Here is a 25,573-nt window from a genome sequence, read left to right on the forward strand (position 1 = left end):
GCGTCCATCTGGGCGCAGGCCTGCCCCGGATGGTGTGCCCGCCTTAGTGCCCGCCACTGTGCATCAAAGCGTCTGCAACTGCGCGCGCGCCTGCGCCGCACCGCTGCCTTGCGGCTGCAGTTCCAGATAAGTGGAATACGCCTTGCGCGCTTTGTCGCGATCGCCGGCCTTGGCGTAGGCATCGCCAAGATTGAGATACGCCACCGCGCGCGATGGATCGATCTTGAGCGTGTTTTCAAGCCAGCGCGCCGATTCGGCAAAGCGCTCCTGGCGGTAGTACACAAACCCAAGATTGTTCGCAGCCAGCGCAAAATCCGGGCGCAGCTTCAAGGCTTCGGCAAATTGTTCGGCGGCTTCGGCGTAACGTTTTTCCTTGTACAACTGCAAACCGCGCTCGTTGGCCAACTGCGCGCGTTGGCGATCGCTGCTCTTCACTGCGGTCGGCAAAACCAGCTTGGCTTCGCCACCTTGCAAGGTCTTGACCGTGACCGGCGCAGCCGCCACCGCAGCGCCGGTAGTCGCAGCAGCAGGACGCGCGGCGTCCACGCGTCCGTTAAGTGCGATCGCATCGGCCGACAACTGCGCGGTATCGGCGGTCAGGAATTCTTCGCCGCTGGGCACCTGAAATACGAACTCGCCGCCTTGCGATCCCGGTAGGCTGCCGAATGCCGGCGTCTGCGCCGACACCGCCGACACCGCTGGTGCGACATACGCAGCCAACTCAGTCCCGGTGATCAAGCCATCGCCATTGAGATCGCCCTTGCCGGCCAGCGCCTGCAGCAGCACCCAGGTAAACACCGAATGCCCGTTCGGCCCGCTATCGGCCACTTGTTGATCGGCACCGCCGGCGGTGAGCATCTGCCGCGCGATACGGCGCGCGTTCTCGCGCAAGTACGCACTGGAGGTCGGCCCGCCGCGCGTCAGACCCAACCCGCTGTAGCACGCGTCCATCACGAACAACACGTGCTTGGCTTGCAGGCTTTCGGCGATGTTCTGCAGGTCGCTCATCGCAATCGCATCGCTGGCCAAATGCTCCGGGTCCGAGTCGACCGGAATGATGTAGCCCAGGTCGCGACCGGAGGCGAGCCGGCGCGTGGCGCCGTGGCCGGCGAAGAACACGAACACGCGGTCGTTGGTCTGCGCGCGCCCCTCCCCAAGTCGGTCATGGAAGGCGGCGAGGATATTGTTGCGCGTGGCTTCGCTGTTTTTCAGCACGATCACTTGCGACGACGGAAATCCCAGCGGGCCGGTCAAGGTGCTGGCGATCGCTTGCGCATCGTTGGCTGCATATTCGAGCTTGGGCCAGTGCGCGTAGTCGTCGATGCCGATCACGATCGCCCACGACTTGGCATAGCCAGTGGTCACCGTTGCGTCGGCCACGGCACTGGGTGCACGCGCTACCGAAAAATCGCGGCCGTTCCAGCCGGCGAATTGGTAGCCATCGGCGATCAAGCGATCCAGAATCTGCGGCAAGGCTTTCACCGCGCGGTCGTGGATGTCATGGAACAGCACGATGCCGCGCTGTTCCTTGTTCACCTGGTCGAGCACGCGTTGCACGATCGACTCTGGCACTGGGTCAGCCCAGTCCAGCGAATCGATGTTCCACATGATCGACTTCAAGCCGGCTTCGCCCAGCAGCTGCAGTCCTTCGGCATTGCGCGCGCCATACGGAAACCGAAACAGCGGCGCACGCTTGTCGTCCACCGCACGCAACAGCGTATCGGTATCCAACACCTGGCTGCGCAATGCATCGCCGGTGGTCTTGGACAACTGCGCATGGGTCAGGCTGTGATTGCCCACCGCATAGCCTTCCTCCATCAACGTGTGGCTGATCTTGGACAATGGCGCCAGCTTCGGCTTGCCATCGGCATCAAGGCTGCCGAGGTTCCGCCCTACTTCGAAGAACACGCCGGGCACGTCGTAGCGTTTGAGGATCGCCACGATCTCTTCGGTGTAGGCTTTGTGCGGGCCGTCGTCGAAGGTCAGCACCACCGTCTTGGGCGGCAGATCGCGGCCGAACACTTCGCTGTCGCTATCGCGCGCGGAGAACGGATACGGCTCCACCACGCCATGGTCGCGCAGGATCTTTTCGCGTGTGTACAAGGTGCGCAAATGCGCCACGTAGTCGTCCCACTTTTCGCGCTTGGGCACGATGGCCCGGGTGCGATCGAAGCGACTGAAAATCTGCGTCAGTTCGGTGTTGTAACTGCGCTCGATCTCGTCCAGCGCTTCCAAGTCCTCGCCAATGCGTTGATGCAGTTTGACTGCCGGCAGCGCCGAATCCTTGCCGATACGCGCATGCAGCTCGCGCAGCACCTCGCGAAATGCCAGGCGGTCGGCATCGAACAGATCCGGCGCCGATTCCACTTCGTCCAGTACCGTGGCGATCGCGGCAAAGCGGCTTGAGTCGCGCGAGCTCAGCACGGTTTCAAACGCGGCGGCAATGCGTTCGCGTTGTTCCAGATTTTCATGGAACAGCTGCTGCCCCACGCTGCTGGAAGTAGCACGATCGCGCGGGCTTTGTTTGTTCTCGTCGGCCAGCAACACGATGATGCGGCGGTGCCGATCCAGCTGTTCGCGCAGCTGTGCAATCAGCGCACGCGCCTTGGCGGCGTCGCCCGTTTGTGCGGCGGCAGTGGCAGTGCCTCCGGCCGGCGGAGCCGAAGCAGATGCCTGGGTACCGGCATCGCGCTTGCCGCAGCCGGCCAGCGCCAGCAGTCCCGCGCAACTTGCGCACAGCAACAGGCGATGCAACGGCGATGGCTTCACGACGGCGTCCTTGGCAATGGCGACAAACGGAGAGGGGCTTGCATGCAGAAAGCCCGCCTTGCGGCGGGCCTTCTTGAACCTTTCTTAGACTTACTTGGCGTTGGCCTGGATGATCTTGCTCGGCTTCTCGCCGTGCTGGCGGATCATCCACCACTGGATCAGCAAGCCAAGGCCGCCGTTGACGACCCAGTACAACACCAGGCCGGCCGGCATGAAGGCCATCATGACGCCGAACACCAGCGGCATGAACTGCATCATCTTGGCCTGCATCGGGTCCATGCCCGGGGTCGGCGTCAGCTTCTGCGTGGCCCACATGATGGAAATGTTGAGCACCGGCAGGATGAAGTACGGGTCGCGCGCGGTCAGATCCTGGATCCAGCCCAGCCACGGTGCCTGACGCAGCTCCACCGATTCCACCAACACCCAGTACAGCGCGAAGAAGATCGGCATCTGGATCAGCAGCGGCAGGCAGCCGCCCATCGGATTGATCTTTTCCTTCTTGAACAACTCCATCGTCGCCTGCTGATACTTGGCGCGATCGTCGCCATAGCGCTCCTTCAACTGCGCCAGGCGCGGCTGGAAGCGGCGCATCTTGGCACCGGACTTGTACTGCGCGGCCGACAGCGGATACAGCGCCAGACGCAGCAGCACCACCAGGCCGATGATGGCCCAGCCCCAGTTGTGCAGGAAGCTGTGCAGGTGGCTCAGCACCCAGAACAGGCCCTGGCCGATGATGGCCATGATCGAGAAGCGGCTGTAATCGACCACGCGGTCCAGACCCTTCACGTCTTCCTTGGCAATCAGGCTGACCAGTTTCGGGCCCACCCACAGGCGCGCCTCGGTGCTGGCGGTCTGGCCGGGCGCCACGGTAAAGGCCGGGCCACGCAGTTCGGCCACGTCGCGCGGGCCATCCTGATTCAGCACGTACAGCGAGGCCTGATCCTTCTGCGGGATCCATGCGGTGAAGAAGTGGTGCTGCAGCAGCGCGACCCAGCCACCGGTGATCTGGCGATTCAGGCCGCCATCGTCCATGTAATCCTTGAACGCACGACGCTCATAGCCTTCTTGCGGGCTGTACCAGGTCGCGCCGTTGAAGCTGAAAGAATCCGGGTTGGTCATGCCGCGGCTGAGGATGGTCGGCACCCGGCTCAGCTTGCGGAACACATAACCGTTCCACGCCGCACCGCTCTTGTTGATCACTTCATCCTTGATCGAGATCGCGTAGCGGCCGCGCTCCAGGGTGAAGGTGCGGCGGATCGACACGCCATTGGGACCGTTCCAGACGAACGGCACCACAAGGGTGTTCTGACCCTTGGCCAGCTCGAATGCAGTACCCGGCTGTTCGGCGCGGAAGCCGCCTACGCCGGGCACCGGCGAATGCTCGCTGGCCCAACCGCTGGTGGCGTTGTAAGGGTGCACAGCATCTTCGGTCAGCAGATCGACCGGCGCGGTGCCGTCCTTGGTCTGCGGAAACTGCAGCAGTTCGGCATCCAGCACGCTGCGGCCATCCAGCTTCAGGCGCAGCACGTCCGAAGTCAGCGTGACGACCGGCGCAGCGCCCGCGGCTGCCGGGGTGGCCGTGGTGGTGCTGGTCGCCGCCGGTGCGGCGCCCGGGACGCCTGCCTGCGGGATGGCCTGGGCGGCGGGCACGTTGGCCGCCGGAGCGCTGGCATCCGGGTCGCGCGCAGCCGGTACCGATTGCGTGGCGACTGCGGCAGGTGCGTTGGCGGCCGCCTTGTCCTTGCCCCACTCCATCCACAGCAGCGCCGCGACCATCAGCCAGGCAAAGATCAGGAAAACACGGGTCTGGTTCATCGGGCAGCAACTCGCTCAGTCGGAACTACAGTTCCGGCTCTGTCGGGGAAAGGGAGGATGGGTGCATCGTCCTGGCGGGCGGCATTGTGCCGGGCGCAGCAGGTGGGGGCAATGCGCCGGCACGGCGCAGCAGACGCACGAAGGCGTCGCGAATCTGTGGATTGGTCGCTTTGGCGGCTGCGGAGCGGGCCACAATGACGTAATCGCCACCGGCCAGCTCGGGCAGCAGATGCCGCATGGCATCGCGCAGGACGCGCTTGATGCGATTGCGTCCGACCGCACGCGTGTCCACCTTGCGCGACACCGCCATGCCCAAGCGCGGCGGCGTATCGCCGGTGCGCCAATGCAGGCTGAGCAGCGGATCCGAGGTGCGACGCGCGGTATCGAAGACGACCGTATATTGCGCACGCGTACGAACCCGCGCAGAGCGAGGAAATCGCCTGCACGGGTTCGATGCGTTCACGGTAGGACTTGCCTCGGCCGCGGAGAGCGGCGCGGCAATCAAGCGCTCAGGCGCTTGCGGCCCTTGGCGCGGCGGCGAGCCAGGATCTTGCGGCCGTCGGCGGTTGCCATACGTGCGCGGAAGCCATGGTCGCGTGCTCGCTTGAGGTTGCTGGGTTGGAAAGTACGCTTGGTGGCCATGGGGCCCTCTGCATGGATGGAGACGAATAGAACCGGAAATTCTATAGGACCGCCCCGGGCCGGGTCAACTCCCCCGTTGCTTTACCAACCGTGAGCCTCCGCACGCCCTGTGGATGGACCTGTGAATAACTCTGGGAAAAGCCTGCCTGCGGTGCTAGTCTGGCCCATCCTCTTTTCACTTCCGGGCTGCGTGCACGGCGCCTTGCTGCGCGCCGCAGCCAGCAACAGATGATCAAACTTTGATGGATGCTTGGCCCCGCTGTCTGGAACGTCTTGAAGCTGAATTCCCGCCCGAAGATGTCCACACCTGGTTGAAACCCCTGCAGGCCGAAGACCGCGGCGACAGCATTGTGCTGTACGCGCCAAACGCCTTCATCGTCGACCAGGTCCGTGAACGCTTCCTACCGCGCATCCGCGAATTGCTGGCGTATTTCGCCGGCAATGGCGAGGTGGCGCTGGCAGTGGGCTCGCGCCCCCGTGCGCCCGATCCGTTGCCGGCCCCGATGGCCGCGCCCAGTGCGCCGGTCGCCGCGCCGATCGTGCCGTTTGCCGGCAACCTGGATTCGCACTACACCTTCGCCAATTTCGTCGAAGGCCGTAGCAACCAGCTCGGTCTGGCGGCTGCCATCCAGGCGGCGCAGAAGCCAGGCGATCGTGCGCACAACCCGCTGCTGCTGTACGGAAGCACCGGGCTGGGCAAGACCCACCTGATGTTCGCGGCCGGCAATGCGCTGCGGCAGGCCAATCCGGCCGCCAAGGTGATGTATCTGCGCTCGGAGCAGTTCTTCAGCGCGATGATCCGGGCGCTGCAGGACAAGGCGATGGACCAGTTCAAGCGCCAGTTCCAGCAGATCGATGCGCTGTTGATCGATGACATCCAGTTTTTTGCCGGTAAAGACCGCACGCAGGAAGAGTTCTTCCACACCTTCAACGCGCTGTTCGACGGCCGCCAACAGATCATCCTGACCTGCGATCGCTACCCGCGCGAAGTCGAGGGCCTGGAGCCGCGGCTGAAGTCGCGTCTGGCCTGGGGCCTGTCGGTGGCGATCGATCCGCCGGATTTCGAAACCCGCGCAGCGATCGTGCTGGCCAAGGCGCGCGAGCGCGGTGCCGACATTCCCGACGACGTGGCGTTTTTGATCGCCAAGAAGATGCGCTCGAACGTGCGCGATCTGGAAGGCGCGCTCAACACTCTGGTGGCGCGCGCCAACTTCACCGGCCGTGCGATCACCGTGGAGTTCGCCCAGGAGACGCTGCGCGACCTGTTGCGGGCCCAGCAGCAGGCGATCGGCATCCCCAACATCCAGAAGACCGTAGCGGACTACTACGGGCTGCAGATGAAGGACCTGCTCTCCAAGCGGCGCACCCGTTCGCTGGCACGCCCACGCCAGGTCGCGATGGCGCTGGCCAAGGAACTGACCGAGCACAGCCTGCCCGAAATCGGCGACGCGTTTGCCGGGCGTGACCACACCACCGTGCTGCATGCCTGCCGGCAGATCCGCACGCTGATGGAGGCCGACGGCAAGCTGCGCGAGGACTGGGAAAAGCTGATTCGCAAGCTCAGCGAGTGAGTCGTTGACGCCCTTCTCGGCATGCCGGGAAAAAAGCGTGGATGAGTTGGGGTCAAATGCGGGAGAATCTGTGGATAACGTTGCCTTGCAATCCGGGCGGAAAACTATCCACAGGTTTTCCTAGCAGACCAGGGGCACTAGTCCAACGGCTTTCAGGTGCTGAAATTCTTTTGGAAACAGAGAGTTATGGTGGTTATCCGCTGAAAACGGCCCTACCATCACCACCAAGCTTTTGATTTATCCATTATTTTTTAAAGCATAGGGGCACGGAACCACATGCGTTTTACACTGCAGCGCGAAGCCTTCCTCAAACCGTTGGCCCAGGTGGTCAATGTGGTCGAACGCCGTCAAACCCTGCCAGTCCTGGCAAACCTGCTGGTGCAGGTGAAGGACGGCCAGGTGTCTTTGACGGGCACGGACCTGGAAGTGGAAATGATCTCGCGCACGATGGTGGAAGACGCGCAGGATGGTGAAACCACGATCCCGGCGCGCAAGTTGTTCGACATCCTGCGAGCCCTGCCCGACGGCAGCCGCGTCACCATCTCGCAGACCGGCGACAAGGTAACCGTGCAGGCGGGGCGCAGCCGCTTTACGCTGGCGACGCTTCCAGCCAACGATTTTCCGTCTGTGGACGAAGTCGAAGCGACCGAACGCGTTGCCGTGCCGGAAGCGGCGTTGAAGGAGCTGATCGAGCGCACTGCGTTCGCAATGGCCCAGCAGGACGTGCGGTATTACCTCAACGGCTTGCTGTTCGACCTGCGCGATGGCCTGCTGCGCTGCGTGGCCACCGACGGACATCGTCTGGCGTTGTGCGAAACCGAGCTGGAGAAGTCCGGCGGCGCCAAGCGCCAGATCATCGTGCCGCGGAAGGGCGTGACCGAGCTGCTGCGCCTGCTGGAAGCCGCCGACCGTGAGGTCGAGCTGGAAGTCGGTCGTAGTCATATCCGCGTCAAGCGTGGGGATGTGACCTTCACCTCCAAACTCATCGATGGCCGTTTTCCGGATTACGAAGCAGTGATTCCGATTGGCGCCGACCGTGAGGTCAAGGTCGACCGCGAGGCGTTGCGTGCGTCGCTGCAGCGAGCTGCGATTCTGTCCAACGAGAAGTACCGCGGCGTTCGCGTCGAGGTGTCTCCGGGCCAGCTGAAGATCAGCGCGCACAACCCCGAGCAGGAAGAGGCGCAGGAAGAGATCGAGGCAGACACCAAGGTGGACGACTTGGCGATCGGCTTTAACGTGAATTACCTGCTGGATGCGTTGTCGGCACTGCGCGACGAGCATGTGGTGATCCAGCTGCGCGACGCAAATTCGTCCGCATTGGTGCGCGAGGCAAGCAGCGAGAAGTCCCGCCACGTGGTCATGCCGTTGCGTCTCTGACGTTGCGTTCCACGTGGAACACGAAAGCCCGGCGAGAGTCGGGCTTTTTTTTGTGCCTCGTGCTTGCAAGCGCGCAGGCAAGACGCAGTAAGGCTTTGCCGGGGTGTGGGACAGCGTGAGTCAGTGTTCCGGTTAGAGGCTGGCGGTTAGGTGCTTACCGGAGGCCCAGCCAGCGGGGATGGATTCGGGGCTCTTGCCAACGCGTCAGTGGCGAAGATCCCCGCATCCCCGTTGCCGTCTCGTGGATCCACAGCTGACCTTGTTGCTTGAATCGGCTCACAGCCGCCACGGCGCGGGCGGGGACATGCCGATGGGCGGCTCAAGAGTATTAACCGCCATCAGCGAGCGTCGCACCTGCGTTTGGCAGACCCTTGCGTCGAAGTTCGTGCAAGGACGCGCTGCGGATGTTTACTGCCTTGCTACTAGCACCATGGGTCATTGATCCGATTGCGAGCCGGTTGCGAGCGATGCAATGCAGATGCATTGCAAAAAGTAACTTGGAGGTCTCGGCTGCGTGAGGTCGGCAACATGACTAACAGCGCCAGCCAGTAGGAATCTCATAACCCCACGAGACCTTGTAATTTCTGGCCTGACGTTTCTTTCGTGAATTCACACATGGAAAATAAACTCGTTCAGCGGGAAGCACTGGCGCGTACCGAGGTCCACGCAGCAACTCTCATCATGCTGTTTCGAAACAGCAGTTTTCGACTTATGCACATCAAGCTTTGCTTTAAAAAATAGAAATAACTTAAGAGCTTGGTGGTGATGGTAGGGCCAGATTTCGCCTGAAAGTAGGTCAAGCTATTGTTTTAACTGGTTTTTATAGGCGCGAAACCCTGTGTTTTAACCCCCATCTTCGCCCCTGCAACCTGTGGATAAGACCAACCGCCCATCCAAACGCTGATTTTGTCCCCAACTTATCCCCAGGAAGTCCTGTCGCGCGTCCTCGGTGCCGCCGCGCGGTTGGTGGGCCAATCACGTATGCTGCGGACCGGCCGGGGACCCGGATCACAGCCCGGAGCAGACTGATCGATGCACGTAGTGCGGTTGTCCATACATCGGCTTCGTCGCTTCGAGACAGTCGACCTCTACCCCGCCAGTTCCCTAAACCTGCTGACCGGTGACAACGGCGCAGGCAAGACCAGCGTGCTCGAGGCATTGCACCTGATGGCCTATGGGCGCAGTTTTCGTGGACGGGTGCGCGATGGACTGATCCAGCAAGGTGCCAGCGATCTGGAAGTGTTCGTCGAATGGCGCGAACGCATGGGTGAGGCTGCAGAACGCACACGACGTGCCGGGCTTCGCCACAGCGGGCAGGAATGGACGGGGCGGCTCGATGGCGAAGATGTCGCGCAGCTTGGTTCGCTGTGCGCCGCGTTGGCTGTGGTCACGTTCGAGCCGGGAAGCCACGTCTTGATCAGTGGTGGTGGTGAGCCGCGGCGCCGGTTCCTGGATTGGGGTTTGTTCCACGTGGAACCTGACTTCCTCGCGCTCTGGCGGCGCTATGCGCGAGCGCTCAAACAGCGCAATGCCCTGCTCAAACAGGGGGCGCAGCCGCGTATGCTGGATGCCTGGGACCACGAGCTTGCCGAATCGGGAGAAACCTTGACCTCCAGACGGTTGCGCTACCTTGAGCGCCTGCAGGAGCGCCTGATTCCGGTCGCCACTGCGATTGCGCCGTCGCTGGGCCTGTCCGCCCTGGAGTTTTCGCCAGGCTGGAAGCGCCATGAGGTCTCGCTTGCGGATGCATTGCTACTGGCGCGCGAACGCGACCGCCAGAATGGCTACACCTCGCAAGGCCCGCATCGCGCCGACTGGGCACCCCGTTTCGACGCTCTTCCCGGCAAGGACGCGCTATCGCGTGGCCAGGCGAAGCTGACCGCGCTGGCATGCCTGCTTGCTCAAGCAGAGGATTTCGCCCACGAACGCGGAGAGTGGCCCGTGATAGCGCTGGATGACCTCGGCTCGGAGCTTGATCGGCACCACCAGGCCAGCGTATTGCAGCGTCTGGCCGCTGCACCGGCACAAGTGCTGATCACGGCGACGGAGACGCCGCCGGGCCTGGCCGATGCCGGCGAACTTCTGCACCGGTTCCACGTGGAACACGGAACGATCGCGCCTCAAGTCGCGGCTGACTAAGCCCGACGGCCAGAGCGGGCCGACTGGTATAATTCACGGGCTATCCCCCTTTTCCCACGGTGCGATGCGGCTCCTGCCGTTTCCGTTCCGTGTTGTGGAGCTAACGGCACACGCATGACCGACGAACAGAACACCTCGCCTACTCCCAACGGCACCTACGACTCCAGCAAGATCACCGTGCTGCGTGGCCTGGAAGCCGTCCGCAAGCGCCCCGGCATGTACATCGGCGATGTCCATGACGGCACCGGCCTGCATCACATGGTGTTCGAAGTGGTCGACAACTCCGTCGACGAAGCCTTGGCTGGCCACGCCGACGACATCGTGGTGAAAATCCTGGTCGATGGCTCGGTGGCGGTGTCGGACAACGGCCGTGGTGTGCCGGTCGACATCCACAAGGAAGAAGGCGTCTCGGCGGCCGAGGTGATCCTCACCGTGCTGCATGCCGGCGGCAAGTTCGACGACAACAGCTACAAAGTCTCCGGCGGCCTGCACGGCGTGGGCGTGTCGGTGGTCAACGCACTGTCCGAGCACCTGTGGCTGGACATCTGGCGCGACGGGTTCCACTACCAGCAGGAATACGCGCTGGGCGAGCCGCAGTACCCGCTCAAGCAGCTGGAAGCCTCAACCAAGCGCGGCACCACGTTGCGCTTCAAGCCGGCCGTAGCGATCTTCAGCGACGTCGAGTTTCATTACGACATCCTGGCGCGCCGCCTGCGCGAACTGTCGTTCCTCAATTCCGGCGTCAAGATCGCGCTGATCGACGAGCGCGGCGAAGGCCGTCGCGACGATTTCCATTACGAAGGCGGCATTCGCAGCTTCGTGGAGCATCTGGCGCAGCTGAAGTCGCCGCTGCACCCCAACGTGATTTCGGTGACCGGCGAGCACAACGGCATCGTGGTGGACGTGGCCCTGCAATGGACCGACGCCTACCAGGAAACCATGTACTGCTTCACCAACAACATCCCGCAGAAGGATGGCGGCACCCACTTGGCCGGCTTCCGCGCCGCGCTGACACGCGTGCTCAGCAACTACATCGAGCAGAACGGCATCGCCAAGCAGGCCAAGGTCGCGCTGACCGGCGACGACATGCGCGAAGGCATGATCGCGGTGCTGTCGGTGAAGGTGCCCGACCCCAGCTTCTCCTCGCAGACCAAGGAAAAGCTGGTCAGCTCGGACGTGCGCCCGGCGGTGGAAAACGCCTTCGGTGCGCGCCTGCAGGAGTTCCTGCAGGAGAATCCGAATGAAGCCAAAGCCATCACCGGCAAGATCGTCGATGCAGCGCGTGCGCGCGAAGCCGCCCGCAAGGCGCGCGATCTGACCCGCCGCAAGGGCGCGCTGGACATCGCCGGCCTGCCCGGCAAGCTGGCCGACTGCCAGGAAAAGGATCCGGCGCTGTCGGAACTGTTTATCGTCGAGGGTGACTCGGCAGGTGGCTCGGCCAAGCAAGGTCGTAACCGCAAGAACCAGGCGGTGCTGCCGCTGCGCGGCAAGATCCTCAATGTCGAGCGCGCGCGCTTCGACCGCATGCTGGCCTCCGACCAGGTCGGCACGCTGATCACCGCGCTCGGCACCGGCATCGGCCGCGACGAGTACAACCCGGACAAGCTGCGCTATCACCGCATCATCCTGATGACCGACGCCGACGTGGACGGCTCGCACATCCGCACCCTGCTGCTCACGTTCTTCTACCGGCAGATGCCGGAGCTGATCGAGCGCGGCTACATCTACATCGGCCTGCCGCCGCTGTACAAGCTCAAGCAGGGCAAGAGCGAGCTGTATCTGAAGGACGACGCGGCGCTCAATGCCTACCTGGCCAGCAATGCGGTCGAAGGCGCGGCGCTGATCCCCGCTACCGACGAGCCGCCGATCACCGGCGAAGCGCTGGAGAAGCTGCTGCTGCTGTACACCGGCGCCAACGAGGCGATCGCCCGCAATGCGCATCGTTACGACCCGGCCCTGCTGACCGCGCTGATCGACCTGCCGCCGCTGGATGTGGTGCAGTTGCAATCCGAAGGCGATGTGCATCCCACCCTGGACGCACTGCAGGCGGTGCTCAACCGCGGCACCCTGGGCACCGCGCGTTACCAGCTGCGCTTCGATCCGGCCACGGAAAACACCGCCGCAACCCTGGTCGCCATCCGCCGGCACATGGGCGAGGAATTCACCCAAGTGCTGCCGATGGGCGCGTTCGAAAGCGGCGAGCTGCGTCCGCTGCGTGAAGTGTCGCTGGCATTGAACGACCTGATCCGGGAAGGCGCGCAGATCGTGCGTGGCAACAAGACCCACCCGATCACCAGTTTCGCGCAGGCACATGCCTGGCTGCTGGAAGAGGCCAAGCGCGGCCGTCAGGTGCAGCGCTTCAAGGGCCTGGGCGAAATGAATGCCGAGCAGCTGTGGGAAACCACGGTCAACCCGGACACGCGCCGGCTGTTGCAGGTCCGCATCGAGGACGCCGTGGCCGCCGACCAGATCTTCAGCACCTTGATGGGCGATGTGGTGGAACCGCGTCGTGACTTCATCGAGGACAACGCGCTGAAGGTGTCCAACCTGGATATCTGAGCCGCCCGCGTCGTACCGGCACAACGCAGCAGCGTTGTGCCGGCGACCCGGTGTCCGCAGGACGACGATGAGCACAGACCCTTCCACCCTACCGGCACCGCCCCCCGCGGCCGGCCGCCCTCCGCTGCCGCCCGTGCTGCTCGGTTTCGCGATCGACGTGTTGATCGCCGTCGGCCTGTTGCTCAGCCTAAGCGTGGCCGGCTTTGCGATCTGGGGTGCGATACGCGGCATCGGCTATGCGCAGGCCGCCAAGGCGCAGGGCCTGACGCCCTCCTCCGCCGACGTCATGGCCGCCATCGGCCAACCCGGGGTGATGGTGCAATTGCTCACCGCCCTGGTCAGCACCGCCACCCCAGCGGTGCTGCTGTACTACTGGCGTCGCCGCGCCACGTCCGTCGAACAGGCGGCCTCGCGGGTGGCTGCGCGACGGACCTCCACCTGGGGCTGGACCGCCTTGATCGCCGCCGCGGTCTTTGTGCTCAGCAATCTGGTGAGCGTGGCCGCCTCGGCACTGGGCATCAAACCCGTACCCACCAACCTGCCGCTGATGGAAGAAGCCATCCAGCAGTGGCCGCTGGCCCTGGCGCTGTTTGCGGTGGTCATCGCTCCGGCCTACGAAGAGCTCCTGTTCCGTCGCGTGTTGTTTGGCCGCCTGCTGGCTGCCGGCCGCCCCTGGCTGGGAATCGTCTTGAGCGGCGCACTGTTTGCGCTGGTGCATGAAGTTCCCGGCATCAGCGGCAATGGCCCGGCCGCCATCGCCCAGCTCTGGCTGATCTACGGCAGCATGGGCGCGGCATTTGCCTGGCTGTATTGGCGCACCGGCACGCTGTGGGCGTCGATCGCCGCGCACGGCATCAACAACGCCACTGCTCTGGCTGCCCTGTACTTTTTCGGAATCGGGTAAGCCAGCGCTGCGCCTCGTCCGGTGTCAGACCGTTGCGGTCAGTGCCTGCGATCCGTCCGTCCCCCCCGTACATCGCGATGCCGAGCGCGCCATTGGCGTTTATCTGATGGCCGTTGGCCACGTTTTGCTGGCCGATCCAGGCCGTTTGACGAAAAGTTAAGACGAGCCTGCCAAAATGGTCCGCATGATTCAGGGGGATCGAATGAAAGCCAGGTTGTTGATCGTTGTTGCCGTCCTCGCGTTGACGGCATGTGCCACCACTACGTCGCCAACCGGCCGCCGACAGGTGGTGGGTGGAGTGTCGCAAGAACAGCTCGACCAGCTGGGCGCGCAGTCGTTCGCGCAGACCAAGGCCAAGGAAAAGGTCAGCACCGACGGCAAGCAGAATGCTTACGTCCAGTGCGTGGTCAATGCACTGGTGGCGCAGTTGCCGCCGCAGTGGCGCGACACCAAGTGGGAGACGGCGCTGTTCGTCGACGACGAGGCCAATGCCTTTGCCCTGCCCGGCGGCAAGGTCGGGGTCAACACCGGCATCTTCACCGTTGCCAAGACCCAGGACCAACTGGCTGCCGTGCTGGGACACGAAATCGGGCATGTGATCTCGCGCCACCACGAGGAGCGCATCACCCGCCAGCTCGGCACACAGACCGGCCTGGGCATCATTGGCGCACTCGCTGGTGCGGCCTACGGCGACGGCGCGGCCAGCGCGGTGAATCAGGTCGGCGGCATGACCGCGCAGACCGTGTTCCTGCTGCCCGGGTCGCGGACCCAGGAGAGCGAAGCCGACGTGGTCGGTCAGCGCTTGATGGCGCAGGCCGGCTTCGACCCCGCTCAAGCGGTCACGCTGTGGCAGAACATGATGGCTGCCAGCGGTAACCGTCAGCCGCAATGGCTGTCTACCCACCCCGACCCGACCAACCGCATCCGCGAGCTGCAGGCCGACGTCAACCAGCTCGAACCGGTGTACCAGCAGGCACGGCAGGCCGGACGCGCCCCACGATGCGGCTAGGTCCTGCCGCAGTGACGCTGCAATCGATGCTATCGGGCATTCAAGTGCTATCGGGCATTCAAAATCGCCAAGGTTGGCGCTGTATCCGCCTCTCGCATCGGTGCGCAGTGCCCACCGCACGCTCACTTCCGATGCCTTACCGTTAGCCGCCCTAAGCAACTGTCTCCTGTCCCGATTGACGCACCACAACATGGAAACCGTTTTCGGGAACTGAGACTTTCTGCTAAGTTTGCCGGCTCAGATTTTCGTACAGCTTCCATTCCGCTTTTCGCACCGCCCAACGGCGGCTCGTCCGAGGTGAAACATGAAACTGCTCAACCGCAAGCAAGCCCTGTTGTCCCTGTTCATCGCAGCGTCCCTGGGCGGGGCTGTCGTCACCGATGCGGTCGCGCAGTCGGATCGCTCTTCCGAGCGCGCCGCGCGTAAGTCCAAGGGCAACGGCAAGGCCGAAGAGCTGTACCCGCAGTCGACCCGTCAGGCCCCGACGATCAAGCCGTCGTCCAAGTTGAGCAGCAAGCTGCAGAAGCTGATCGAAACCTTCAACAAGGGCGAGGACTACCCAGGCGTGCGCAGCCAGGCCGACGAAATCCTGGCCAACAGCGCTGCCAACGAAGCCGACAAGGCGCTCGCCGCCCAGCTCGCTGCGCAGGCCGCCTACAACCTGGACGACACCGCTGGCGCCAAGAAGTACCTGCAGCAGGCCATTGGCCTGAATGCGCTGGACAACAACGGCCAGTTCCAGTCGATGCTGATGCTGGCGCAGTTGCAGATGCAGGACGACCAGCAGGCCGAAGGTCTGGCCACGCTGGACAAGTATCTGGACGAGAGCAAGTCGCAGCGTCCGGAAGACCTGATCCTCAAAGGGCAGGCGCTGTACCAGGCCGAGCGCTACAAGGAAGCGATTCCGGTGCTGAAGCAGGCCATCGCCGCCTCGCCCGAGCCGAAGGACACCTGGAACCAGCTTCTGATGGCGTCCTACGCCGAAGCCGGTCAGACCGGTGAAGCCGTGGCTGCCGCCGAGGCCCTGGCTGCCAAGACGCCCAACGACAAGAAGGCCCAGCTCAATCTGGCCAGCATGTACATGCAGGCCGATCAGATGGACAAGGCCGCCGGCGTCATGGACAAGCTGCGCGCCGCCGGGCAGTTGACCGAAGAAAAGGAATACAAGCAGTTGTATTCCATCTACGCCAACACCGAGAACAAGGAAAAGGATGTCATCGCGGTGATCAATGAAGGTATGCAAAAAGGCATCCTCAAGCCCGATTATCAGACATACCTTGCGCTGGCTCAGTCCTATTACTACGGCGAAGACGTGCCGAAGGCGATCGAGAACTGGCAGAAAGCCGCACCGCTTTCCAAGGACGGCGAGACCTATCTGAATCTGGCCAAGGTGCTGCATTCGGAAGGTCGCATCCCGGAGGCCAAGCAGGCCGCACAGCAGGCGATCGCCAAGGGCGTTAAAAAACCCGAAGACGCCAAGAAGATCATCAACCTGAAGTAAAAAAAGAAAATAAACCCCCGAAATCCCTGTGTTTTTAGTGGTTACAGGACTCGGGATTGGTATAAGCTTGGGAGTTCCTGCGGTGTCAAAGCCGTCCGAAAACCTGGGGATCATCACAGTGATCCGGGCCCCCACTGAAAGAGCCATTGGCGCATGACGGAACAACTCGTTATCCACAGGCATGACTATGATGCCGGGAACCAGGGTCTGAGCTGGGCCCGCATTATCGGTATTGCTTTTGTAATTGCCCTGCACCTCACTGCACTGATGATGTTGCTGATTCCTGCAGTGGCGCCGAAGGCTCCGGCAGAGAAGGAGCGCACCACCATGGTTACCCTGGTGGATGCACCGCCTCCTCCCCCGCCGCCGCCGCCGCCGCCGCCGCCGGAAGACAAGCCGCCACCGCCGGTCAAGAATCTGTCGCCGCCGAAGCCGTCACCGGTTCCGCCGCCGCCGGAAGCACCGGTCGTCGATGTTCCCGAACCGCGTCCTAGCGATATCGTCACGCCGCCGAGCCCACCGTCTCCGCCGCAACCGCCGAGTGACATCGGCGCCAGTGTCGATATCTCGTCCAAGAACATGAACCCGCCGAAGTACCCGCCAGCAGCGTTCCGTGCCGGCGTCCAAGGTGAGGTCATCCTGATCGTGGATGTGGATGCGAGCGGCAACGTGACCAATGTGTCGGTCGAAAAGTCCAGCCGCAACCGCGACCTTGACCGTGCCGCGATGGACGCAGCACGCAAGTGGAAGTTCAACGCCTCCACTGTCAACGGGCAGAAAGCCGCCGGACGTGTCCGCGTCCCGGTCAACTTTGCTCTGAACTGATCCCACGGGCCGGCCACGGCCGGCCCAGGATCCTGTCTTCCTTTCGCTCCACCCTTCATCACCACACACAACAAAGGTAAGCGTCATGCTGCAGGAATTCTTTATCGCCGCCGCTGCAGGGGGCTCCAATCCGTCGGCCGCACTTTCGCAGATGGGCTTCGAGCACCTGATCACCGAAATGACCTCGAGCCCGGGCGACTTTGCCGTGTCTTGGGTCGTGTTGATCACCCTGATCGCCATGTCCGCCGCCTCCTGGTACTGGACTGTCATCAACATCTTCCGCGCCACCCGCCTGAAGAGCGCGGCTGACCGCGTCACCACCGCGTTCTGGGATGCCCCGAATGCGCAGGACGCGATTCGCGCCATGGAAGAACAGCCGGCTTCCGAGCCGTTCTCGAAGATCGCGCTGGACGCAGCCCAGGCTGCTGCTCACCACCAGCGTGCCGAAGGCAGCACCGGTGGTCTGGGCGAGAGCCTGAGCCGTTCGGAGTTCGTCGACCGCGCCCTGCGTCAGGCCGTGACCCGCGAAAGCACCAAGCTGCAGTCGGGCATGACCCTGCTGGCCACCGTCGGTGCGACCGCGCCGTTCGTCGGTCTGCTCGGTACCGTGTGGGGCATCTACGGCGCGCTGATCAAGATCGGTGCAACCGGTTCGGCCTCCATCGACGCCGTTGCCGGCCCGGTGGGTGAAGCGCTGATCATGACCGCGATCGGTCTGTTCGTCGCCATCCCGGCCGTGTTCGCGTTCAACTTCTTCTCCAAGGTCAACAGCTCGGTGATCGCCAAGTTCGACACCTTTGCCCACGACCTGCACGACTTCTTCGCCACCGGTTCGCGCGTTCGCTAATCCGGTAGTAAAGAACGCCTTCGCAACGATTTAGACGGAGCCCGTTATGGCCTTCAGTAGTGGAAACAGCGGTGGCCCGATGGCCGACATCAATGTGACGCCCCTGGTGGACGTCATGCTGGTGCTGCTGATCATCTTCATCATTACGGCACCGCTGATGTCCCACAAGGTCAAGGTGGAGCTGCCAGAGGCCAACTTGATCCAGAAGGAAGATGCGGAGAAACGCGCCGCGCCGATCACTCTGGCCGTCAAGGAAGATGGGTCGCTGTACTGGAACGACGAGCCGATCTCCAAGGAAGCCCTGGAGTCGCGCCTGTCCACCGCAGCACAGCAGACCCCGCAGCCGCCGCTCAACCTGCGCGGCGACCGCACGACCAAAATGCGTACGATCAACGAGATCACCAAGATCGCGCAGGGTCAGGGCATGTTGGACGTCGGTTTTGTTGCAACCAAAGTGAAGGGGCAGTAAGCCATGGCATTTAGTACTGGTGGAGGCCGTGGGCCGATGGCCGACATCAACGTCACGCCCCTCGTGGACGTGATGCTGGTGCTGCTGATCATCTTCATTGTGACCGCGCCGATCATGACGTATCCGATCGCCGTGGATCTGCCGCAGCGGGTGCTGAACCCGCCACCGCAGACGACTGAGCCGCCGCCGCCGATCGAGTTGCGTATCGACGCCAGCAACCAGGTGTTCTGGAACAACAGCCCGACGCCGGTTGATCAGTTGCAGCAGAAGATGGAAGAAGTGGTCCAGGCCGATCCGACCAATCAGCCGGAACTGCGCATCGATGCAAATCAGGATGCGGAGTACGAGGTGATGGCGAAGGTGCTGGCCGCTGCGAAGAACTCGCAGATGAAGAAAATCGGTTTCATGCAGCAGTAAACGCATCTGCAATACCGCAACACAACAGTCATGACGCGACTGCAACGCCACCGGAAACGGTGGCGTTTTTTTGTGCCTGCTCCTATGGGCTGGTGCCTGCGACTCTGCGATCTCACCGACGCGATCGCGTGCGAACAACAGATGGACACTTCGCCTTGCAGTGCGAGATACCGAGAATCTGCAGCAGCGGTTTGATGCAGTGGATTATTCGTTGCAGATACGTGCGAACCGAAGCGACTTTCTCCCTTCGAGATCCCCTTTGCTTCATCCGCACCGCTCGTTGAAGTGGTGGCGGTTACCCATCATGCGGGCAAGACGGTGCATGCGTGTACAGACTTCTGGCGTTACGCAGAGACAAATAAAGCCAGCTAGAAAGCAACCTCGGATGGGTAGACATCTAATGCAACTGAAGGCGGCTTTCTCGCTTCGAGATTCCCTTTACTTAATCCGCACCACTCGTTGAAGTGGTGGTGGTTACCCATCATGCGGGCAAGACAGTGCATGCGTGTACAGACGTCTGGCGTTGCGTATAGCCAACTAAAAGCCAGCTAGAGAGCAACCTCGGATGTGTACGCATCACGGATCAACATGTTTAGGCGATCAGCTAGAAGCTAGCTAACAACAACACATTGCATGCGGCCGGACCACGAACGCACACGTTTATGCCATCGGCTGAGCGTCCGCTTGGACACGTGGTTCTTCGCAGAAACACCCCGCTCCCACGTTCAAGGCCGTGCTGAGACCTATCTCGATGCCTATTCCATGGCGGCTTACCAGGTGTATGCTCGGCCATGCAGCACCCACGATCACAGCACCGGAGGCAGTCATGGCTTTCAGTACAGCAGGGACTCGGGGACCACTGGCGGAGATCAATGTCACGCCGCTGGTGGATGTCATGTTGGTGTTGTTGATCATCTTTATCGTCACCGCGCCGCTGGTGACGCGCACGATGACGCTGGATCTGCCGCAGTCCACCCGCCAGCCGCGCGTGCCGCTGGAGCCGCCTGCACCGATCGCCTTACGGCTCGATGCCGACGGCCAGGTGTTCTGGAATGCCAGCCCGGTGAGCTTGCAGGATCTGCAGCCGCGTTTGATCGAACAGATGCGCGAGACAGCCGGCAATCAGCCGGAGCTACGTATCGCTGCCAACCAGGAGGCCGAATATGCGGTACTGGCCAAGGTGCTGGCAGCAGCGAAGAACGCGCAGGTAGAGCGCATCGCTTTCGTGCAATAGACCGCAGAGGTGCCTGCGTCGTGCGGTGCAGGTCATCAAAGGCTCACGCGGTGTCTCTCGATGCGCTGCGTGAGCCGCATCGCGATGAATGTGGAGGCAGCGCAGCGCCGCTCGCCTATCTCACTGGCTTGCCGTGGCGCATCATTGGCAGCGTGATGCGCCGGCGGTCGCACGCTGTGTGGGTTGATGCTCAGCAGCAGTGGCGGGTTGTCCATCGCTCGTCGTGGTGCCAGCCGGCGTTCCACCCTGCGCTGGCCTGTCTGCGGCCAACTGGCAGGATGGCGTTGCGTGAGAATTTGGCAGACCTAGAGCGGTTAACAGACTAGAGCGGCAAACAGATCGATTGCGCAGCCACCCGGCTGGCGCGGCTTGTGCTTGGTACGGCAGGTACCACGCATGCATTTCGGTTCTGAGTGCGCCACATACACCCACCTGCCGACTGCTCACCACATTCTGTTGGCAGCTTTTGGAAGGTGCACGCAAGCGTCGCTGCAATGCGCTGCGTCACCCAGTGCGCCGCGCAACGTTGGCAAATCAAGGACCGCTACGAAAACAGCGCTTCGTGGCCTACGCCTGCGTGCCGACGCCGCGCAGCAGCTGCACATACGCCCGCACGGTCGCATCCAGGCCTGCATACAAGGCCTCGCTGATCAGCGCGTGGCCGATCGACACTTCCAGCACGCCGGGCACGGCGGCGAGAAAATCGCCAAGGTTGGCTTGCGACAGATCATGCCCCGCATTGATTCCCAAGCCTGCGGCGGTGGCACGTCGCGCGGCGTCGGCAAACAGGGCCAGTTCGGTCTGCGGCTGCCCGCTGGCATGCGCGTGCGCGTACGGACCGGTGTACAACTCGATACGGTCCGCACCCAGTGCGGCAGCCTGGTCAAGATGTGGATTGCCGGCATCCACAAACAGGCTGACGCGGCTGCCGAGCGCCTTGAACGCAGCGATCAGTTCGCCAAGCTGCGTGGTGTCCTGCGCAAAATCGAAACCGTGGTCTGAGGTCAGCTGCCCATCGCTGTCGGGTACCAGGGTGACCTGCTCCGGGCGTGTGGCACCGCATAGCTCCAGCAGCCCGGGATAGCCGGCGCGCGGCGGTGCAAACGGGTTGCCTTCGATATTGAACTCGACGCCGTGCTCGCGCGTGAGCGCGCTCAGTGCCAGCACATCGTCGGCGCGGATATGCCGCTGATCCGGACGCGGATGCACGGTAATGCCGTGCGCGCCGGCGGCAATGCAGGTGCGGGCCGCCTGCACCACATCCGGGTCGTGCCCACCGCGGGAGTTGCGCACCACCGCGATCTTGTTGACGTTGACGCTGAGCTGGGTGGTCACGACATCGTTCTCTACGCTTGCGGCTCGCCGTCGCGGGATGCTGCCAGCGCTGCGGCCTTGCGGGCCTCGGCCAGCTCCCGCAGCCGGCGCAGCTCGGCCGGGTCGATCATGCTGCTGGTGTCGCGCTGGGTATCGTCCATGCGCGCGGCGAACCAGCCGCGGGTCCACAACAGCAGCAACAGCAACGCCACCAATAGCGACACCACCAGCAACCACACGTGCGGCGTAGTGAAGGCCAGCACCAGCGCACCCAGTGCCATAAGCAGAAACAGCCAGTGCATGACGAGCTCCCCAATGAGTGGCGGCAGTGTAGCGCCGCGCCCGCTCTGGTTCCACGTGGGACCGGTGGCGCTCAGAGCAACGGCGACAGCAGCCGTGCGAAGGCTTCGGGCAGGCGCGAGCGCCAGAGCGGACGGCGATGCACAAAGCGCACTTCCTGCGCCTGTTGCATGTCGGTGTCGATCATCCCGGCCAGCTCGGCGGACACCGCCTGGTCGCGGAACAGCATCGATAGCTCGAAATTCAGCCGGAAGCTGCGGCTGTCGAAATTGGCGCTGCCGACAATGCAGACCTCGTCGTCGGCCAGCAGCGCCTTGGTGTGCAGCATGCGCGGGCCGTACTCGTAGATGCGCACGCCAGCTTCGAGCAGTTCGTCGAAATACGAGCGCGCGGCATAGGTGACCAGGCGCGAGTCGCTGACGCGCGGCACCAGCAGGCGCACGTCCAGGCCGCCCAGCGCGGCCGAGGTCAGCGCCATGCGCGCGGCCTCGCCGGGAACGAAGTACGGCGTGACCAGCCAGACCCGGTGCTTGGCCTCGTGGATGGCGGCGACCATCAGGCGGTGGATGGCTTCCCACGAGGAATCCGGGCCGGACACCAGCACCTGTGCATCCACCGTGCCCTGCGCCCGCGTGGGCACGTCTTCAGGCCAGAGCTGCTGGCCGTGGAAGGCGGCGCGCTCCTGCCGGGTGGCATACAGCCAGTCTTCCAGGAAGACCAGCTGCAGGCTGCGCACCACGTGGCCCTGCAGGCGCACATGCAGGTCGCGATACGCATCGCTGCGCACCTGCTCGTTCTCTTCGTCGGTGACGTTGATGCCGCCGGTGAAGCCGATACGGCCGTCGACCACCAGCAGCTTGCGGTGGGTACGCAGGTTCAGCCACGGCCGCTTGAAGGGCTTGAGGAACTGCGATGGATGGAACCAGGCGGTTTCCACGCCCGCATCGCGCAGCGTGCGCAGCGCGCGCCGGGTCATCGCCGAGGAGCCGATCGCGTCCATCAACAGGCGCACCTTCACCCCGGCGCGGGCGCGTTCCATCAGCGCATCGCAGATCGCGGTGCCGCTGTGGTCGGGCTGGAAGATGTAGTACTCCAGATGGATGTGGTCGCGAGCGCTGCGGATCGCCTCGATGATGGCCGCATACGTCGCCGCGCCATCCACCAGCCAATGCACTTCGGTGGCGCTGCTCGGTGCCAGCCCGGTGGTGGACTGGGCGATCTTGGCAAGCTCGGTGCAATCGGCATCCGGCGGGCAGACGCTGCTGTAGCTTTCCATCCCCGAACGCGAGCGCCCACGCCGCAGCCGCTGGCGTTTCACTTTTTGCGGGCCAAGCCAGTAATAGATCAGCAGCCCCAGGTACGGCAACGCGGCCAACGACAGCACCCAACTCAGCGTGGCCACCGGCTCGCGCTTCTGCAGCACGATCCAGCTGGCGATCCACAGCAGGTAGAGCACGTAGGCGGCGAGGAGGAGCGCTTCGAGATGGGGAATGTTGGCCAGCCAATCCCACGCGCCCTGAGCAAATGCGAGCATGCGCGGATTCTACGGCGCGTGCGCCTTGCTGCGATGACCGTGGCGCCAATGCGGTGGCGCATCGACACCGGCCTGAAAGCTTCATTGTGTCGAACGCCTGGTCGCGGCGTATGAGACCTGCCGGTCGTACGATGCGCTCATGGCAAGCGCAATCAAGGGCCGGGGTGCGACCGGTTATCTGCCCGGACGGTTCGAGGTCACCACCGAGCAGGCGGTGGACGATGGCTGGCACGTGGACGACAGCGAGGAGTTCGCTGCGGGCGTGCTGCGCACGCAGGTCACCGAGGAAACCGCGCGCAGCATCATCAGCCGCAACCAGTCGCCGGACATCGGCTTCTCGCAATCGGTCAACCCATATCGCGGCTGCGAGCACGGCTGCAGTTACTGCTTTGCGCGGCCCTCGCACGCGTATCTCAATCTGTCGCCCGGGCTGGATTTCGAGACCAAGCTGTTCGCCAAGACCAACGCGCCGGACCTACTGCGGCGTGAGTTGGCGCGGCCAAGCTATGTGCCCAGCCCGATCGCGCTGGGCATCAATACCGATGCGTATCAGCCGATCGAGCGCAAGCGGGCACTGACGCGGCAATTGATCGAAGTACTGTGGGAAACGCGGCACCCGTTCACGCTGATCACCAAGAATGCGTTGGTGACGCGCGATCTGGATCTGCTTGCACCGTTGGCGCGCGAGAATTTGGTCAACGTGTATTTTTCGGTGACCACGCTGGACCCGCAGGTGTCGGCCAAGCTGGAGCCGCGTGCCTCTGCACCGCATGCGCGTCTGCGCGCGATGCGCACCTTGCACGAGGCCGGCGTGCCAGTGGGCGTGATGGCCGCGCCGGTGATCCCGTGGATCAACGACCATGAGCTGGAAGCGATTCTGCAGGCCGCTGCCGACGCGGGTGCGAGCAGTGCCGGCTATGTGCTGCTGCGGCTGCCGCACGAAGTGGCGCCCTTGTTCCGCGACTGGCTGCAGACCCATCACCCGCAGCGCGCCGCGCATGTGATGAGCACCATCCAGCAGTTACGCGGCGGCAAGGATTACGACAGCAGCTTCGGCACTCGCTTCCGTGGGCAAGGCGTGTATGCCGACCTGCTGGCGCGCCGCTTTGCGCTCGCGCATCGCCGCGCAGGATTCGAGACGCGCGCGATGCCGGCACTGGACTGCAGCGCCTTCCGCCGCCCTGCCGCCCCGGCCAAGCCGGTGCCCGACTCACCGCAGGGGCAGTTGTTTTAGCTGCCGGGATTGGGGAGTTGGGATTGGGGATTCGTAACGGCAGTGGCGCTTCTACCGATCAGTTCCGCTTGGCTGATATGAAACGTTTGCGATGTCTGGGGCGATTTGGTTGATCACGATGAAGTGTTGTCGTCACTACGGCAGCGCGTATCAATCCACATAGCTGTTCTGGCAGTAGCAATCAGCCACAGGAATGAAAGCCGCCAGGCAACAGCAACGACGCGCCGCCGTTGCCGTTGCCGTTGCGATTCCCTATTCCCTATTCCCTATTCCCCGCCGTAAAGCGCCTGCGCCGATTGGAACAGGATCCAGCTGGTGGCGATGAATTTGTCGCCGCCGACCGGGCGGTTGCCGCGGTGGGTGTGGGTGAAGGCAGTCGGGGCGATCAACAGGCTGCCGGTGCGCGGGCGGGCCTTGCGTTGCTGGAACAGGAATTCGGTTTCGCCCTGTTCGAAGTCCTCGTTGAGATACAGCGTCCACAGCAGGTGCCGATGCAGCGTGTCGGCGCTGGCATCGCGTGGATACAGCTCGCAGTGCCAATACGGGTAGCCGCCCTGGTCGGCGGTGTACCACTGCAGATTGATCGCGCCCGGACGCAGGCAGGTGCGCGCCAGATCGCCCAGCGCCTGGTCGCTCATCTGCGCGATGTCCTCGGCCACCAGCCGATGCGGTGTGCCGTCGGCGGTGGTGACCTGCAGCATCAACGGCGAAATCAGTGCCTGTGGATACTGGCGCAGATAGGTCAGCACGCCGTCGAACACCGCCTGTTGCAGGCGGCTTTCCACTTCGGCCCACTCGGGTACACCGCTGATGCGTAGATCGCGGCTGTGTTTGAGTTCGGGAAACACGCCGCCGCCGATGCGGCCCGGATGCAGCTGCTGACTGTCGCGCATGCGCTGCACGATCGCCGCGCAATCGGCGGCCGCCACGGCGTTGTCGGTAATCTGGATAAAGTCGGGTTGGCTCATGCACACGACCATAGCAATGTAAACGCGCTGCGGTAAGCAGCGTGATCAAAGGATTTCCAATGCGTCGAGCCTTATGCATTGACGCTCGGAAGTCCGCGCGCCTTCGATCACCGTGCTGCGTCGGCGGAATGTCGCCCATCACTGA

General features: G+C 63.3%; 21 protein-coding genes. 13 read left to right on the forward strand and 8 right to left on the reverse strand.

Annotated features, from left to right (window positions below; all coding sequences use genetic code 11):
• Positions 1 to 63: 63 nt before the first annotated feature.
• The 4 genes from ACZZ0O_RS05595 to rpmH form a co-directional block, all read right to left on the reverse strand.
• On the reverse strand, positions 64 to 2,769 hold the full coding sequence (locus ACZZ0O_RS05595; RefSeq protein WP_463590206.1) for a polysaccharide deacetylase family protein: 2,706 nt from the start codon (positions 2,767 to 2,769) through the stop codon (positions 64 to 66).
• Between the two features lie 90 nt (positions 2,770 to 2,859).
• Positions 2,860 to 4,584 (reverse strand): membrane protein insertase YidC, encoded by a 1,725-nt coding sequence (gene yidC, locus ACZZ0O_RS05600; protein WP_115526536.1) that lies wholly within the window; start codon positions 4,582 to 4,584, stop codon positions 2,860 to 2,862.
• 25 nt (positions 4,585 to 4,609) lie between these two features.
• Positions 4,610 to 5,047 (reverse strand): ribonuclease P protein component, encoded by a 438-nt coding sequence (gene rnpA, locus ACZZ0O_RS05605; protein WP_055852557.1) that lies wholly within the window; start codon positions 5,045 to 5,047, stop codon positions 4,610 to 4,612.
• A 38-nt stretch (positions 5,048 to 5,085) separates the two neighbouring features.
• A complete protein-coding gene (rpmH, locus tag ACZZ0O_RS05610; protein WP_002805908.1) occupies positions 5,086 to 5,226 on the reverse strand; it encodes a 50S ribosomal protein L34 in 141 nt (46 codons plus the stop codon).
• Between the two features lie 242 nt (positions 5,227 to 5,468).
• Between rpmH and dnaA the strand changes: the two genes are divergently transcribed.
• From dnaA to ACZZ0O_RS05670, 12 genes are all read left to right on the forward strand, one after another.
• Positions 5,469 to 6,797: a chromosomal replication initiator protein DnaA gene (dnaA, locus tag ACZZ0O_RS05615; RefSeq protein ID WP_463590207.1), complete on the forward strand. Its 1,329-nt coding sequence runs from the start codon at positions 5,469 to 5,471 to the stop codon at positions 6,795 to 6,797.
• Positions 6,798 to 7,073: 276 nt separating this feature from the next.
• The gene (gene dnaN, locus ACZZ0O_RS05620) at positions 7,074 to 8,174 is read left to right on the forward strand and encodes a DNA polymerase III subunit beta (protein ID WP_055852563.1); all 1,101 of its coding nucleotides are present in this window, start codon (positions 7,074 to 7,076) and stop codon (positions 8,172 to 8,174) included.
• Positions 8,175 to 9,206: 1,032 nt separating this feature from the next.
• Complete coding sequence (gene recF / locus ACZZ0O_RS05625) at positions 9,207 to 10,313, forward strand: DNA replication/repair protein RecF (protein WP_055852566.1); 1,107 nt, start codon at positions 9,207 to 9,209, stop codon at positions 10,311 to 10,313.
• A gap of 114 nt (positions 10,314 to 10,427) precedes the next feature.
• Positions 10,428 to 12,872, forward strand: coding sequence for a DNA topoisomerase (ATP-hydrolyzing) subunit B (gene gyrB / locus ACZZ0O_RS05630; RefSeq protein ID WP_463590208.1), 2,445 nt, complete (start codon positions 10,428 to 10,430; stop codon positions 12,870 to 12,872).
• 67 nt (positions 12,873 to 12,939) lie between these two features.
• The gene (locus ACZZ0O_RS05635) at positions 12,940 to 13,776 is read left to right on the forward strand and encodes a lysostaphin resistance A-like protein (protein WP_463590209.1); all 837 of its coding nucleotides are present in this window, start codon (positions 12,940 to 12,942) and stop codon (positions 13,774 to 13,776) included.
• 202 nt (positions 13,777 to 13,978) lie between these two features.
• Positions 13,979 to 14,785: a M48 family metallopeptidase gene (locus tag ACZZ0O_RS05640; protein WP_055852573.1), complete on the forward strand. Its 807-nt coding sequence runs from the start codon at positions 13,979 to 13,981 to the stop codon at positions 14,783 to 14,785.
• Positions 14,786 to 15,089: 304 nt separating this feature from the next.
• Positions 15,090 to 16,286: a tetratricopeptide repeat protein gene (locus tag ACZZ0O_RS05645; protein ID WP_055852575.1), complete on the forward strand. Its 1,197-nt coding sequence runs from the start codon at positions 15,090 to 15,092 to the stop codon at positions 16,284 to 16,286.
• Positions 16,287 to 16,439: 153 nt separating this feature from the next.
• Positions 16,440 to 17,111, forward strand: a complete 672-nt coding sequence (locus ACZZ0O_RS05650; RefSeq protein ID WP_033897859.1) for an energy transducer TonB — start codon at positions 16,440 to 16,442, stop codon at positions 17,109 to 17,111.
• A gap of 85 nt (positions 17,112 to 17,196) precedes the next feature.
• A complete protein-coding gene (exbB, locus tag ACZZ0O_RS05655) occupies positions 17,197 to 17,958 on the forward strand; it encodes a TonB-system energizer ExbB (protein ID WP_005912445.1) in 762 nt (253 codons plus the stop codon).
• 46 nt (positions 17,959 to 18,004) lie between these two features.
• Positions 18,005 to 18,427, forward strand: coding sequence for an ExbD/TolR family protein (locus ACZZ0O_RS05660; protein ID WP_005912447.1), 423 nt, complete (start codon positions 18,005 to 18,007; stop codon positions 18,425 to 18,427).
• A 3-nt stretch (positions 18,428 to 18,430) separates the two neighbouring features.
• Positions 18,431 to 18,844 carry an ExbD/TolR family protein gene (locus ACZZ0O_RS05665; RefSeq protein WP_055852577.1) on the forward strand — a complete coding sequence of 138 codons (414 nt, stop codon included), beginning with the start codon at positions 18,431 to 18,433 and terminating at the stop codon, positions 18,842 to 18,844.
• Positions 18,845 to 19,670: 826 nt separating this feature from the next.
• Positions 19,671 to 20,078, forward strand: coding sequence for an ExbD/TolR family protein (locus ACZZ0O_RS05670; RefSeq protein WP_463590210.1), 408 nt, complete (start codon positions 19,671 to 19,673; stop codon positions 20,076 to 20,078).
• 567 nt (positions 20,079 to 20,645) lie between these two features.
• On the opposite strand, the gene ACZZ0O_RS05675 is transcribed toward ACZZ0O_RS05670, so the two are convergent.
• The 3 genes from ACZZ0O_RS05675 to cls all read right to left on the reverse strand — a co-directional run bounded on the left by ACZZ0O_RS05675 (position 20,646) and on the right by cls (position 23,226).
• The gene (locus tag ACZZ0O_RS05675; protein WP_463590211.1) at positions 20,646 to 21,413 is read right to left on the reverse strand and encodes a pyridoxine 5'-phosphate synthase; all 768 of its coding nucleotides are present in this window, start codon (positions 21,411 to 21,413) and stop codon (positions 20,646 to 20,648) included.
• 11 nt (positions 21,414 to 21,424) lie between these two features.
• Positions 21,425 to 21,694: a hypothetical protein gene (locus tag ACZZ0O_RS05680; RefSeq protein ID WP_463590212.1), complete on the reverse strand. Its 270-nt coding sequence runs from the start codon at positions 21,692 to 21,694 to the stop codon at positions 21,425 to 21,427.
• A gap of 71 nt (positions 21,695 to 21,765) precedes the next feature.
• Complete coding sequence (gene cls, locus ACZZ0O_RS05685; RefSeq protein WP_115559381.1) at positions 21,766 to 23,226, reverse strand: cardiolipin synthase; 1,461 nt, start codon at positions 23,224 to 23,226, stop codon at positions 21,766 to 21,768.
• 139 nt (positions 23,227 to 23,365) lie between these two features.
• Between cls and ACZZ0O_RS05690 the strand changes: the two genes are divergently transcribed.
• Positions 23,366 to 24,460, forward strand: a complete 1,095-nt coding sequence (locus ACZZ0O_RS05690; protein WP_463590213.1) for a PA0069 family radical SAM protein — start codon at positions 23,366 to 23,368, stop codon at positions 24,458 to 24,460.
• A gap of 266 nt (positions 24,461 to 24,726) precedes the next feature.
• Here the strand turns inward: ACZZ0O_RS05690 and ACZZ0O_RS05695 are convergent, their stop codons facing one another.
• On the reverse strand, positions 24,727 to 25,428 hold the full coding sequence (locus ACZZ0O_RS05695) for a 2OG-Fe(II) oxygenase family protein (RefSeq protein ID WP_463590214.1): 702 nt from the start codon (positions 25,426 to 25,428) through the stop codon (positions 24,727 to 24,729).
• Positions 25,429 to 25,573 lie beyond the last annotated feature (145 nt).

It is taken from the genome of Xanthomonas sp. AC360 (assembly GCF_979258225.1).

What these genes read in the sequence shown, in the direction of transcription:
- ACZZ0O_RS05680 (WP_463590212.1), bottom strand. Translation starts at nt 21,694, where the DNA reads ATGCACTGGCTGTTTCTGCTTATGGCACTGGGTGCGCTGGTGCTGGCC.
- recF (WP_055852566.1), top strand. Translation starts at nt 9,207, where the DNA reads ATGCACGTAGTGCGGTTGTCCATACATCGGCTTCGTCGCTTCGAGACA.
- ACZZ0O_RS05695 (WP_463590214.1), bottom strand. Translation starts at nt 25,428, where the DNA reads ATGAGCCAACCCGACTTTATCCAGATTACCGACAACGCCGTGGCGGCC.
- cls (WP_115559381.1), bottom strand. Translation starts at nt 23,226, where the DNA reads ATGCTCGCATTTGCTCAGGGCGCGTGGGATTGGCTGGCCAACATTCCC.
- ACZZ0O_RS05635 (WP_463590209.1), top strand. Translation starts at nt 12,940, where the DNA reads ATGAGCACAGACCCTTCCACCCTACCGGCACCGCCCCCCGCGGCCGGC.
- ACZZ0O_RS05665 (WP_055852577.1), top strand. Translation starts at nt 18,431, where the DNA reads ATGGCATTTAGTACTGGTGGAGGCCGTGGGCCGATGGCCGACATCAAC.
- ACZZ0O_RS05660 (WP_005912447.1), top strand. Translation starts at nt 18,005, where the DNA reads ATGGCCTTCAGTAGTGGAAACAGCGGTGGCCCGATGGCCGACATCAAT.
- ACZZ0O_RS05690 (WP_463590213.1), top strand. Translation starts at nt 23,366, where the DNA reads ATGGCAAGCGCAATCAAGGGCCGGGGTGCGACCGGTTATCTGCCCGGA.
- exbB (WP_005912445.1), top strand. Translation starts at nt 17,197, where the DNA reads ATGCTGCAGGAATTCTTTATCGCCGCCGCTGCAGGGGGCTCCAATCCG.
- gyrB (WP_463590208.1), top strand. Translation starts at nt 10,428, where the DNA reads ATGACCGACGAACAGAACACCTCGCCTACTCCCAACGGCACCTACGAC.
- dnaA (WP_463590207.1), top strand. Translation starts at nt 5,469, where the DNA reads ATGGATGCTTGGCCCCGCTGTCTGGAACGTCTTGAAGCTGAATTCCCG.
- ACZZ0O_RS05650 (WP_033897859.1), top strand. Translation starts at nt 16,440, where the DNA reads ATGACGGAACAACTCGTTATCCACAGGCATGACTATGATGCCGGGAAC.
- ACZZ0O_RS05645 (WP_055852575.1), top strand. Translation starts at nt 15,090, where the DNA reads ATGAAACTGCTCAACCGCAAGCAAGCCCTGTTGTCCCTGTTCATCGCA.
- dnaN (WP_055852563.1), top strand. Translation starts at nt 7,074, where the DNA reads ATGCGTTTTACACTGCAGCGCGAAGCCTTCCTCAAACCGTTGGCCCAG.
- ACZZ0O_RS05670 (WP_463590210.1), top strand. Translation starts at nt 19,671, where the DNA reads ATGGCTTTCAGTACAGCAGGGACTCGGGGACCACTGGCGGAGATCAAT.
- ACZZ0O_RS05640 (WP_055852573.1), top strand. Translation starts at nt 13,979, where the DNA reads ATGAAAGCCAGGTTGTTGATCGTTGTTGCCGTCCTCGCGTTGACGGCA.
- rpmH (WP_002805908.1), bottom strand. Translation starts at nt 5,226, where the DNA reads ATGGCCACCAAGCGTACTTTCCAACCCAGCAACCTCAAGCGAGCACGC.
- yidC (WP_115526536.1), bottom strand. Translation starts at nt 4,584, where the DNA reads ATGAACCAGACCCGTGTTTTCCTGATCTTTGCCTGGCTGATGGTCGCG.